Source organism: Acinetobacter sp. 778_lipA, assembly GCF_058242985.1.
This window is the reverse complement of record NZ_JBZAYT010000001.1, coordinates 3,168,404-3,181,728: the sequence shown is the minus strand read 5'-3', so window position 1 is coordinate 3,181,728 and position 13,325 is coordinate 3,168,404. Positions and strand designations below refer to the sequence as shown.

The 13,325-nt window shown below is 38.9% G+C and carries 10 protein-coding genes; 2 read left to right on the top strand and 8 right to left on the bottom strand.

All coding sequences use genetic code 11. The annotated features are described in order from the left end of the window. Positions 1-415 precede the first annotated feature (415 nt). On the top strand, positions 416-1,471 hold the full coding sequence (gene hppD, locus AC4CUY_RS15105; RefSeq protein ID WP_336951821.1) for a 4-hydroxyphenylpyruvate dioxygenase: 1,056 nt from the start codon (positions 416-418) through the stop codon (positions 1,469-1,471). Between the two features lie 68 nt (positions 1,472-1,539). Here hppD and AC4CUY_RS15100 read toward each other — a convergent pair whose 3' ends face one another. The 4 genes from AC4CUY_RS15100 to fahA all read right to left on the bottom strand — a co-directional run bounded on the left by AC4CUY_RS15100 (position 1,540) and on the right by fahA (position 5,297). Then, entirely contained in the window at positions 1,540-2,319 is a 780-nt protein-coding gene (locus AC4CUY_RS15100; RefSeq protein ID WP_490774345.1) for an IclR family transcriptional regulator, read from the bottom strand. A 484-nt stretch (positions 2,320-2,803) separates the two neighbouring features. Beyond that, positions 2,804-3,352, bottom strand: coding sequence for a VOC family protein (locus AC4CUY_RS15095; protein WP_336951819.1), 549 nt, complete (start codon positions 3,350-3,352; stop codon positions 2,804-2,806). 18 nt (positions 3,353-3,370) lie between these two features. After that, positions 3,371-4,003 carry a maleylacetoacetate isomerase gene (maiA, locus tag AC4CUY_RS15090; protein WP_419327145.1) on the bottom strand — a complete coding sequence of 211 codons (633 nt, stop codon included), beginning with the start codon at positions 4,001-4,003 and terminating at the stop codon, positions 3,371-3,373. Next, on the bottom strand, positions 3,990-5,297 hold the full coding sequence (fahA, locus tag AC4CUY_RS15085) for a fumarylacetoacetase (RefSeq protein WP_419327146.1): 1,308 nt from the start codon (positions 5,295-5,297) through the stop codon (positions 3,990-3,992). The genes maiA and fahA overlap by 14 nt, the downstream gene beginning before the upstream one ends. Before the next feature lie 352 nt (positions 5,298-5,649). On the opposite strand from fahA, the gene AC4CUY_RS15080 reads away from it, so the two are divergent. Continuing rightward, positions 5,650-7,038, top strand: a complete 1,389-nt coding sequence (locus AC4CUY_RS15080; protein WP_004823234.1) for an amino acid permease — start codon at positions 5,650-5,652, stop codon at positions 7,036-7,038. An 86-nt stretch (positions 7,039-7,124) separates the two neighbouring features. Here AC4CUY_RS15080 and AC4CUY_RS15075 read toward each other — a convergent pair whose 3' ends face one another. The 4 genes from AC4CUY_RS15075 to carB all read right to left on the bottom strand — a co-directional run bounded on the left by AC4CUY_RS15075 (position 7,125) and on the right by carB (position 13,317). Then, on the bottom strand, positions 7,125-7,748 hold the full coding sequence (locus tag AC4CUY_RS15075) for a CatB-related O-acetyltransferase (RefSeq protein WP_419327147.1): 624 nt from the start codon (positions 7,746-7,748) through the stop codon (positions 7,125-7,127). A gap of 145 nt (positions 7,749-7,893) precedes the next feature. Next, positions 7,894-8,778 carry a class I SAM-dependent methyltransferase gene (locus AC4CUY_RS15070; protein ID WP_419327148.1) on the bottom strand — a complete coding sequence of 295 codons (885 nt, stop codon included), beginning with the start codon at positions 8,776-8,778 and terminating at the stop codon, positions 7,894-7,896. Positions 8,779-9,514: 736 nt separating this feature from the next. After that, a complete protein-coding gene (gene greA, locus AC4CUY_RS15065; protein ID WP_336951814.1) occupies positions 9,515-9,991 on the bottom strand; it encodes a transcription elongation factor GreA in 477 nt (158 codons plus the stop codon). 92 nt (positions 9,992-10,083) lie between these two features. Then, entirely contained in the window at positions 10,084-13,317 is a 3,234-nt protein-coding gene (gene carB, locus AC4CUY_RS15060) for a carbamoyl-phosphate synthase large subunit (protein ID WP_336951813.1), read from the bottom strand. Positions 13,318-13,325 lie beyond the last annotated feature (8 nt).

Here is a 13,325-nt window from a genome sequence, read left to right as displayed (position 1 = left end):
CTTAAGATTCAAACGATCAAGACATTAAAATGAATGATGTGCTCTGGATTATTCTTTTTCCAAAAAACAGGCAATTGCGGATCAAATCAAAGCAATTCCACAGGTTAAAATGGATACTTAAACAGGTCAGTTCAAGCACATTTTGCACAAAAATAGTATGCTCGACTTTATTAAAATAAGAAATAAAATTACATATAACATAATTTGATTATGTATTGCATAAATCAAAGCTTTCTTGTAGGATAAATTTAGTGTTAAACGTCACTGTAAATGCAGCTTAAACTTAGAGCTTTACGTGGACTAAATTATGGAAAGGAAGAGTTCAAATCAGAATATTTTGTCGATTGACCTAAATACCTGTGATCTTTTCTCGGCATTAAAAAACGGATGAATTTATTCAAATAAGGGAAACTAGATGGATATTTTAGATAACCCATTAGAACTATGTGGCTTTGCTTTTATTGAGTTTGTTTCGACGGAAAATGGATTAGATCAAATCTTTGAAGCAATTGGTTTTGCTAAAGTCGCAAAGCATAAATCAAAAAAAGTTTATTTATGGCGTCAGGGTAATATCAATATTATTTTGAATTATCAACCTGAATCTTATGCATCATTCTTCTTTAAAGAACATGGCCCATCAGCATGTGCAATGGGGTTTAGAACACGTGATGCAGCCAAAGCTTTTAAAAATGCAATTGAACTTGGCGCAGAGCCAATGTATTCGCAAGCAGGACCAATGGAATTAAATATCCCCGCGATTAAAGGCATAGGCGGTATGCCAATTTTCTTGGTCGATCGTGATATTTATGAAAATGATTTTGTATTCTTTGATGACGAAAATCGCAACCCACGTGGTGCTGGTTTAAATGAAATTGATCATTTAACCCATAATGTCTATAAAGGGCGTATGGATTATTGGGCAAATTTCTATGAAAAAATCTTTAACTTCCAAGAAATTCGTTACTTTGATATTAAAGGTGAATACACGGGTTTAACCTCTAAGGCGCTGACTGCACCTGATGGGATGATTCGTATTCCTTTGAATGAAGACTCAGACAAAGGCAATGGGCAAATCGCCGAGTTTTTGGCTGACTTTAATGGTGAAGGCATTCAACATATTGCTTTTATTACCGATGACTTAATTTCCACATGGGATAAGTTAAAAGGTTTAGGGCTGAAATTTATGACGGCGCCTCCTGAAACTTATTATGAAATGTTAAAAGATCGTTTACCTGATCATGGTGAACCGACAGAAGAACTGCAAAAGCGTGGTATTCTGTTAGATGGCAATACCAAAGAAGGTCAGAAGAAACTATTATTACAAATTTTTTCTGAAAATATGCTTGGTCCTGTGTTCTTTGAGTTTATCCAGCGTAAAGATGACGATGGTTTCGGTGAAGGCAACTTCAAGGCATTGTTTGAATCAATCGAACGTGACCAAATCCGCCGTGGTGTGTTAGAAGCCAAATAACAAAATCGTATTGAAAGTGAAAAGCCAAGAATTAAATTCTTGGCTTTTCACGATCTTTCGCTAAAAACTTAACGTGTTTGTATGTATTGATTTATCGTAGCAACTTCACGTTTAAATAGTTCAAGTTTTTCACTGCCCGCGTTGACTGGTAAAAACATTTCACTGTCTAATGCAACAATGCAAAACTCCATTGCAAGATGCGCATTGAAAATAGGTAAACCCACAGCATTGATGCCAACAAGTAAGTCTCCTTGAGCAATCGCCATACCTTGTTGTAAAGTATTTTCTTTTAAAACAAGAAATTCATCCCAATTGTTTGGTTTAATTTGAATATGATTGAGTGCTACTTTTTCCCATTCTGAGTGCATTAATGGTTTAATTACTGCTTCAGGCAAATATGAGGCAAAAACCCGCCCAGCAGCCGAATTGACTAAGGGCATGATCGAACCTACTTTGGTCACAATGGAAATTGGATGATTTGATTCAATCGACTGTACAACTAAAGGGCCTTTAGGTGACCATTTGCTGATTTGAATACCACAACCAATTTTACTTTGTAGTTCATAAATAAGATGCTGAACAAGTTGTAAAACATCTGTGTGCTGTATACAGTTTAAGCCCAATCGCCAAGCTTGATCCCCTAGCGCATACTGACCATTTTCAAGTTGTTTTGCATAATTCATGCGAATCAGACTAACAAGGTAACGATGTACCTTAGCTGGATGCATATCAAGTTTACTGGACAGCTCTTTTAAAATAATCGGCTTGTTATGCTCCAAAAGGGCATTGAGAACGGCTAAGCCCACCTCAAGTGATTGAACCCCACCAGACAACTTTTCTTCAATCATTGAATAACCCTTAATCTGCATACGATTTAGCAGTGTTCATTTGCTGTCGATATTTGATTTACATATTTAACACATAGTGCCTGAGCATTGTACAAAATAGAAATCATCTTTTTAAATGATTTAAATAGGCGAATGCTATAAGCATACAATTGTTTTTCGAGGTGTTACATATTATTTGTTAAACAACAGTACATCATCAAAAGATCTAGACCATTAAAGTTCAGCCGATAAAAATCGGTATTGGAGTTACAACGCTTCAATACCGATGAGTTCTAGCATTGTCCAACAGCAATATTTTAAATACTGATTGCTGTTGTTAGTTGAAGCTTATATAAGCTTCAGCAAAACGAGCATTGTGTACCATTAAAGCTGCTTATTATGATGTTCAACTAGATATAGGATACCAAATCATGAATTATTCGATTAATAAACTTAGTAAATACCAAGTCGGCTTTGGCACCTAGACATATTCAATTGAGTATGATTATGCTCCCAACTCGTCTTCATGCAAAAAATGAGTATGCTGAGGTGCGCGTTTGGTACGACTCCACTCATCCAGCATTTCTAATTTCATTTCTTCGGTAATTCGTGCAATTTTTGCATCTGCATGCACATCGTTATAGGTTAGTTCTAAACGATGACCATTGGGATCAAAGAAATAAATCGAGTGGAAAATGCCATGGTTGGTGATGCCAAGAACTTTAACGCCATGTGCTTCGAGATGCTCTTTTGCAATCAGTAGAGTATTCAGGTCTTCAACTTCAAATGCGATGTGTTGAACCCATTGAGGGGTATTTTCGTCACGCCCCATATCTGGTTGAGTAGGCAGCTCAAAAAATGCCAATACATTTCCTTGCCCAGCATCTAAGAACAAATGCATATACGGATCAAAGGCTTTGGTCGAAGGCACATGGTCTTCAGCAAAGGCCAAAATAAAATCCATATTGAGCATTTTTTTATACCATTCCACGGTTTCTTTGGCATCTTTACAACGATAAGCCACATGGTGAATTTTTTTAATCGCAAAGCTCATGATAAAACTCCTTTATCTTTATTCCCAATCAGGTTGTTGTTCTGGAGCAGCATTGAAGAAGGCTGGAAGGGTTAAACAGTGTTGACTAATCGACTCAATCTTTGCAAAAGTGCTTAAATTAATTTTAAAGCGTTTGGCGTTATAGACTTGAGGAATCAAACAACAGTCTGCAAATGTCGGTTGTGTACCAAAACAGAATTTCCCATTTGAATCTTGTAGTTGGGCTTCTAAGCTGTTAAAACCCTCTACGATCCAGTGTTGGTACCAGTGTTTTTTTTGCTCGTCACTGAGAGCAAGATCATCTTGTAAATACTTTAAGACTCTTAAATTATTTAACGGATGAATATCGCAGGCGATCGCTTGTGCAAAAGCACGTACTTTACTTCGCGTGACGATATTTTCAGGCAATAATGAAATTGCTGGATAACGTTCTTCAAGATATTCCAAGATACTGAGTGACTGTAAAAAGCTTTGATCTTCATCCACTAAAGTTGGAACACATTGGCTTGGATTAACGGCTCGGTAAAGCTCTAGTAGTTGCTCATTCTTGACCAAATGCACGGGTTGTATTTCATAACTCAGTTGTTTGAGATTCAGTGCAATCCGAACCCGATAAGCCGCAGAGCTACGAAAATAACTATACAGTTTCATAGCTCAAGTCTTCTGTTTGATGGAAGCTAAACTGGCGCGCTGGCAAAATGCGATTGGCAACCTCACCAAAGCCCACACGGATCCCTGCTTTTTCACAGTAGCCTTTCATCACGACACGGTCACCATCTTGCAAGAAACCACGTTTTTCTCCATTCGAGAGAGTTAGCGGTTTGGTGGTATTCCATGTCAGTTCAAGTAAGCTACCATAAGCATCTTCTGTAGGACCTGAAATTGTGCCTGAACCCATCAAGTCACCGACTTGGACATTACAACCTGCAACTGTGTGGTGGGTGAGTTGCTGTGCCATAGACCAATACATATATTTAAAGTTGGTTTGGCAAATCACATCAGCTTGTGTTGATAGAGGGCTTTGAACTTCAATACTGAGGTGAATATCATAGCTGTTGGCAATATTTTCTTCTAAATAGCAAAGTGGTTTAGGTTGTTGTTCTGGACCTTTGACTTTAAACGGTTCCAGTGCTTGCATGGTCACCACCCAAGGTGAAATTGCACTTGCAAAAGTCTTGGCGTTAAACGGGCCTAATGGTACGTATTCCCATTGTTGAATATCACGTGCCGACCAGTCATTGAGCAAAACCATACCAAAAATATGATCCCAAGCATCTGCAATCACGATAGGCTCACCCAATTCAGTCGCTTTGCCAACGATAAAGGCAGTTTCTAATTCAAAATCGAGTTTACGTGTTGCAGAGAAAACAGGGCGTTCTTGATCAGGTAATTTGATTTGCCCAGAAGGTCGAACAATATCTTTGCCACTGACAATCACAGAGCTGGCACGACCATTATATCCCACAGGAAGTTCGCTCCAGTTTGGAAGCAATGCATTCTTAGGATCTCTAAACATGGTTCCGACATTGGTGGCATGTTCTTTGGACGAGTAGAAATCTGTATAGCCAGAGACTTGAATAGGTAAGTGCAAAGTGACTGTATTTTGCTTAAATAATGCGTTTTGGCGTAAAACCACATCATCACGAAGTGTTGGATTTTCAGCAGAGAGTAGACTTTGTAATGTAGTACGAACCTTTTGCCAGTTGTGTTTACCCGTTTCTATAAATTTATTCAGTGTCGCTTGATTAAAACAATCTTGATGTCCATTGATCGCTAATAGTCCATGTGCCTCTAAGTGGGCAAGGTCTATGACCCAATCTCCAATGGCAACACCCACTCGTTTTGTGCCTTGGGGTGTTTCACTAAAAATACCGTAGGGCAAATTATGTATGGTGAAATCTGATTGTGAGTCAATTTCAAGAAAACAAGTTAAATGTGAGCTCATGATTTGCTTTCCTTGTCTTTAATTTTGTTAGAGAAGATCAAAATCTTTGATATTTTTCTTAAGTATTTGAAAAACAAATGAATATAGATTTATTTAAATGCCTTATTCAAATGACTCAAGCAAGCTGTCAGTGTCTTATGATTTCTATCATACTGAAAATATTTAATTACGCAATACATAATTTAATTACATAATTCATAATAATTGTTATTTGTTGAATTTTCTGCTTATATGCGCGGTTATGAGAAAAGTAAATCAATTATTTTTCGATTAGATATAGGCATTTTTGATTAACTTATGATATACGTAATTTTGAATACAAAAATTACGAGACAGGGATGAGAATAATCATATGTCAAAACATGAGCAAGGAAACCTGAAACATGGTTTAAGCAATCGGCACATCCAGCTTATCGCGCTAGGTGGTGCAATTGGTACAGGATTGTTTCTGGGTATCTCGCAATCGATTAAGCTTGCAGGTCCTTCAGTCATACTCGGTTATGCGATTGCTGGATTTATTGCGTTTTTAATGATGCGACAGTTAGGTGAAATGGTGGTGCAAGAACCAGTCAGTGGTTCATTTAGTCACTTTGCATACAAATACTGGGGCTCATTTGCAGGTTTTATGTCTGGCTGGAATTATTGGGTACTCAATGTTTTGGTCTGTATGGCAGAGCTGAGCGCAATTGGTCTTTATATTCAATATTGGTGGCCTGAAATCCCAACTTGGATTTCAGCATTGGTGTTTTTTGTTTTAATCAACGGTATCAACTTATTGCATGTAAAATTTTTTGGTGAAATGGAATTTTGGTTCTCTATCGTCAAAATTTTGGCAATTCTAGCCATGATCGGCTTTGGTTCCTATCTACTTGCAACAGGTACAGCAGGGCCACAGGCAAGCATTAGTAACCTTTGGGCATTGGGTGGGTTTTTCCCATTTGGTGTGGAAGGTTTAGTCATGGCAATGGCTGTGATTATTTTTGCCTTTGGTGGGATTGAGCTATTTGGTATTACTGCAGCAGAAGCGCGTGATCCTGATAAAACTCTGCCTAAAGCAGTCAATCAAATTATTTATCGTATTTTGATTTTCTATATTGCAACACTGTTTATCTTATTTGCACTTTTTCCATGGAACCAAATGGCAGAAGGTGGTAGCCCATTTGTAATGGTATTTGCTTCACTGGATAGTCATGGTGTTGCGACCTTACTGAATTTTGTCATTCTTACCGCAGCTGTTTCGGTGTATAACGGGACCAGTTATTGTAGTAGTCGAATGTTACTTGGTTTAGCACAACAGGGTAATGCACCGAAGTTCCTTAAGCATATTAATAAGCGTGGTATTCCAACCAATGCGGTTTATGTTTCAGCTTTTGTTACGGTTTTATGTGTACTACTCAATTATGCATTTCCAGAAAAAGCATTTGGTTTATTGATGATGTTAGTGGTTGCTGCAATTGTGATTAACTGGGTGGTTATTTCATGGACGCATTTAAAGTTCCGTAAAGCCATGCAAACACAAGGGCAGACCACCAAGTTTCCAAGTATTGCTTATCCATTCAGTAATTATCTTTGCATTATCTTTATGTTGGGTATTCTGGTGGTAATGTCATTCACCGAGAATATGCGTATTGCGGTAATGATGATTCCAGCATGGATTCTTTGTTTGATGCTTGCTTATTATCTGAAACAACGAAAGTTAAAAAATGCACAGCAAAATGTTGTGTTAAATTCTGATGTGTAGCAAAAGATTTTAATCTTTGCAAAAGGGCTAAATTGATATTTAGCCCTTTTTGCTTTTTGTGTGATTATTAACCTATACCGAGGGTATTATTCTGCTGCTTTTAAAAAATCAATCAATTGATTGATATCATCGCTTTGTAATTGTTCACGAATTTTTAAAACCTGCTTCTCATCTAAATCATACAATTTAACTGACTGTAATTTTTCAATCTGATCCTGAGAAAACCGATATTTAATGAGTTTTGCCGGTACACCACCGACAATTGCATACGCTGGCACGTCTTGAGTGACGACTGCACCTGTAGCAACGATGGCACCTTCACCTAGCGTTACCCCTTGCATAATCATGGCACGACTGCCAATCCAACAACCATCGCCAATCACTGTATCCCCAGCGGGTAAAAAGCTACGGGTATCAAAAGGAAATGTAGAGATCCAGTCAGAGCGATGTAATTGATTGCCACCCATCATGACCACACATTCAGCCCCAAAACAAACAAAGTTACCAATATATAATTGGTCAATTGGTTTCTCTACAGTTGACGGCTTATCATGCAAATAACGCACCACGCAACGTTCAAATCCCTGATCCCAATATGCCGAATAATAAGAATAATTTCCTTTAATATGAATATTGGGATTTTTCACAGTTTTAGAAATAAACTCAAATTCGCACCAGTGTTTTACGGGGGAGTGAATAGCGTCAGTCATGGGAGTACAAAAGCTTAAGTGCAAGGGCTAGAGCGCGCATTGTAACCTTAGATTGAACTTAGATCTTGATCAGCAATTAAAAAATATTCAGTGTATTGGGTTTAAACATCAATTCTTCAGCTATTCCTTGGCTGGTATTCAAGTATTAACCTATTTTTAAATGGATCAAATGCGTGGCATGGGTATGACGAATATGATCAGCACGATGGTTAAAGTAACGATGGGTAATGTCTTTACCTGATAAATCTTCAACCACCTGATAACCCATCATTTCAACTGCATGATGCAATGCTTGCGAAGCAAACGCACCAATCAAAGGCTCTTTTAAGAAACGGGTAAACTGTGACACTGCGAAGCTACCCAAACGCTCAATACCTTGTAAGACTTTATAATCAATCGAATAATCCATCACAACTTGGCTATTTTTGCCAGTAAAGGATGCAATGTTGTGTAAGGTTGCTAGGGTTGCTTGTGGAGTTAAATAATGGGTTGTGCCCAGCCATGAAAAAAATGCGGCTTGGGTGTTTTGAAATCCACTACGCGCCAAAGCATCAGACAGTTTTTCTTTTTCAAAATCAATGCCAACAAATTCCACATTGCTTGGGAGCTCACCTGTATTACTAAGCTTTTTTAATTTTTCTAATTTGGTTCTTTGTGTATCAGGATGATCAATTTCAAATATTTTGAGTTGGGGGTATTGCTGGGCCAAGCGTAATACAAAAGAGTCTAGACCAGCGCCAACCAATACATATTGTTGAATATGATCATGTTCAATCGCTTGTTTTAAAAGATCTTCTGTATAGCGAGAACGTCCAACCACTTGGCCTGTCAATTTACCAAAAGTTTGATTCATTAAATTGGAGTTTAACGCTTTACGTAGAAGAGCATTATTTAAAAGTAAACGCCATTGTGAATTGGTCATTTCAAATGCATAAGGGTCAGAGAATACTGGATCGTTGGCATTTAAATGATGATTGGCTCTAATTGCTGCCGCTGCTTCAGCAGTTTTACTTGCTCGTCCTGCTTTCATTCTCGTTCTCAATGAATTTTAATTTTTCCTCAATGTAATGCATCGAAAATATTTAACAATGGCAATTTACTTAGAGCGGTTGGTGATAAATGCTAGTTTTCTTTGAGTTCGTATGGCGGATGCATCATATTTTGCTTGGAGCAAGATTTGAGAAATGTATGGATGATGTTTGATATTTATTAAATAGATACGTGATCAGTGTTAATTTCTATGTGAATGCAGGATTGTTCTGATGTGAATGTTTTTAAACTTTTTATCTATATAGCTAAACCTTCTAATTGTATATACAAATGATTTGCATCCTGTCATTGATCATCAATGAAGCTTATGTTTTTGTATGAACTTGAGAATTTTCGGCTATGAATAAGTTTTTGTATTTTTGAATTCTAGATGATTATCCTACTGTGGGGCGACATGGATGTTGCCCTTGATGTTTGGGAATGCAGGGGTACAGGATGTACCCTTTGCCTAAACAAAGCTATTTAGACTTTAAATGTAATGTGTGGCATTGCAAGCTTTTTATAATTGAATAATTTATTTCTACATTTTTTTGATTTTATTGAGAATATTAATTATTGAAATTGTATTTTTGTGTCTTAGGCTTTGACAAAAATATTTTGAGTCGTTTTGTCTTAGTCAATAACTGATGGTTGAATATAAAAGCGATTAGTTTTTTGTTATTCATTTTATATTTTTAGCTCAATAAAAAGGGCTGAATCATCAGCCCTAGTATGTGTTAAATATATTCAACACTCACCACTTCATATTCCACTTCACCTTGTGGTGTAGTGATTTTAGCTTCGTCACCTTCATTCTTGCCAAGAAGACCACGCGCAATAGGCGAGTTCACTGAGATCTTATTGATCTTAAAGTCAGCTTCATCATCACCTACAATCTTATAGGTTTTCTTTTCTTCAGTATCCAAATTCTCAATGGTTACCGTCACACCAAAAACCACACGACCAGTTTGCTCAAGTTCCTTAACATCAATAACTTGGCAAGCACCAAGTTTACCTTCGATGTCTTGAATACGACCTTCACAAAAACCTTGTTGCTCGCGCGCTGCATGGTATTCTGCGTTTTCTTTTAAATCCCCATGTTCACGTGCTTCTGCAATTGCTGCAATAATACGTGGACGATCAACAGATTTGAGCTGTTGCAATTCTTTCTCTAAGGCTACCTTGCCTTCAGGAGTCATAGGATAACGTTGCATTGTTGTCCCTCAGTTCAGTATTTAAAAAATACAGGTTTATAAAATGAAAAAAGCCCGCCACCGATAAGATGGCGGGACTTATCGGAAACGAATTAACCTAGTGTTTGCAAATCTTGCAAGCGATATACATCCATTGGCAATTTAATTGCTAAAGCTTGGCATACAGCATCAGCACCATTCAAGGTAGTTGTGTAATACACTTTACCTTGAAGAGCAGAGCGACGGATTGAGAATGAATCCTGCTGAGCTTGTTTACCTTCAGTAGTATTGATAATGAGGTGAATCTCGCCATTTTTCAAGCGGTCGACAATATTTGGACGACCTTCAGTTACTTTATTCACACGTTCACATTCAATACCAGCCTCTTTAATGACATCATAAGTACCGCCAGTTGCGATAATTTTGAAGCCTAAATCAACCAATTGTTTCGCAATACCCGCGGCACGAGGCTTATCTGAATGACGTACTGAAATAAATACGTGCTTCACTTCACCATCAGTTGGTTTACCTGGTAAGCGATCGTTAGAGCCTAACACAGCTTTATAGAAAGCTTCACCAAAAGTTGTACCAACACCCATCACTTCACCAGTAGATTTCATTTCTGGTCCAAGGATCGGGTCTACACCTGGGAATTTGTTGAACGGGAATACTGCTTCTTTTACAGCAAAATGCGTTGGGATAATCTCTTTTGTGAATCCTTGCGATTCTAAAGATTGACCCGCCATACAACGTGCTGCAACTTTTGCTAATGATTCGCCGATACATTTAGAAACGAACGGTACTGTACGAGACGCACGTGGATTCACTTCAAGAATATAAACGTCATTGCCTTTAACAGCAAACTGTACGTTCATCAAGCCAATCACACCAAGCTCTTTCGCCATAGCAACGGTTTGACGACGCATTTCATCCTGAATCTCTGCAGAAAGAGAGTAAGGCGGAATTGAACATGCTGAGTCACCAGAGTGAATACCCGCTTGTTCGATATGCTGCATAATACCGCCGATCACCACATCTTTGCCGTCAGATACACAGTCAACATCGACTTCTGTTGCATCATCAAGGAAATGGTCAAGCAGTACAGGTGCTTCGTTAGACGCTTGTACAGCATCACGCAAGTAACGTTTAAGTTCGTCGTCGTTGTATACGATTTCCATCGCACGACCACCAAGGACATAAGATGGACGTACAACCAACGGATAACCCACTTTAGATGCTTCAGCCATACCTTCTTCAGCAGATTTAACAATGCTGTTGCTTGGTTGACGAAGATTCAAACGTTGAATCATCTGTTGGAAACGTTCACGATCTTCTGCACGGTCAATCGCATCTGGAGACGTACCGATAATTGGTGCACCTGCTTCTTCTAAAGCACGAGCCAATTTCAAAGGTGTTTGACCGCCGTACTGTACGATAATACCTTTTGGTTTTTCTGTACGTACGATTTCTAAAACGTCTTCTAAAGTGATCGGTTCAAAGTACAAACGATCAGATGTGTCATAGTCAGTTGAAACCGTTTCAGGGTTACAGTTAACCATAATGGTTTCATAACCATCTTCACGCATTGCAAGGGCAGCGTGAACACAGCAATAATCGAACTCGATCCCTTGACCAATACGGTTAGGACCACCACCGATCACCATGATCTTGTCACGGTTAGACGGATTCGCTTCACACTCGTCATCATAAGTTGAGTACATGTAAGCAGTATCTGACTCGAACTCAGCTGCACAGGTATCTACACGTTTGTAAACAGGGTATACACCCAAGTTCCAACGGTGCTTACGGAATTGCTTTTGCGAAATGCCCATCAAGTCAGCAATACGTAAATCAGATAAACCTTTACGTTTAAATGCACGGATATTGTCAGCGTTCAAATCACCAAAACCTAAAGTTTTGATTTGCTCTTCAGACTGAATGATGTCTTGGATTTGAATCAAGAACCAACGATCGATATTGGTTGCAGCAAATACTTCATCTAATGTGAAGCCATGACGGAATGCGTCAGCAACATACCAAATACGCTCAGGACCTGGCACTTTAAGCTCGACCAAGATTTTATCTTTCGCGCCTTCAGTACCCACTGCAATTTTCTCATCAAAACCACAAGCACCGACTTCAAGACCACGAAGTGCCTTTTGTACAGATTCTTGGAAGTTACGGCCAATTGCCATGACTTCACCCACAGATTTCATCTGTGTTGTGAGTGTTGCATCAGCTTGTGGGAATTTCTCGAAGTTAAAGCGAGGAATCTTGGTTACAACATAGTCGATTGCAGGTTCAAACGATGCAGGCGTTGTTCCACCAGTGATGTCATTTTTCAATTCATCAAGGGTATAGCCCACTGCAAGTTTTGCTGCAATTTTGGCAATAGGGAAACCTGTTGCTTTAGACGCAAGCGCAGAAGAACGAGATACACGAGGGTTCATCTCGATCACAACCATACGACCATCTTTCGGGTTGATACCGAACTGAACGTTTGATCCGCCTGTCTCTACACCAATTTCACGTAGCACCGCTAAAGAAGCATTACGCAGTAATTGGAACTCTTTATCTGTTAGTGTCTGTGCAGGTGCAACAGTAATGGAGTCACCGGTATGCACACCCATTGGATCGAAGTTTTCAATGGTACATACAATGATACAGTTGTCGTTTTTGTCACGAACAACTTCCATTTCATATTCTTTCCAGCCAATTAATGATTCATCAATCAATAATTGTTTGGTTGGAGAAAGATCAAAACCGCGTTCACAGATTTCAATGAATTCTTCTTTGTTATAGGCGATACCACCACCTGAACCACCCATCGTAAATGATGGGCGGATAATCACAGGGAAGCCAAAACGGGCTTGAATTTCAAGCGCATGTTCCATGCTTTCTGCAACATCAGCACGCGGACATTCCAAACCAATTTTACGCATTGCGATATCGAAAAGTTTACGATCTTCTGCTTTTTCGATGGCTTCTTTGGTCGCACCAATCAATTCAACATTGTATTTTTCTAAAATACCGTTGGCATCTAGTGCCAATGCACAGTTTAATGCCGTTTGACCACCCATTGTCGGAAGAACCGCATCTGGGCGTTCTTTCTCAATGATTTGTGCAACAGTTTGCCACGTAATCGGTTCGATATACGTTGCATCTGCCATAGTTGGGTCAGTCATAATGGTGGCTGGGTTAGAGTTCACCAAAATAACACGGTAGCCTTCTTCACGAAGGGCTTTACATGCTTGTGCACCTGAGTAATCGAACTCACATGCTTGCCCGATGACAATCGGACCCGCACCAATAATTAAGATGCTTTTAATGTCTGTACGTTTAGCCATGATCGCTT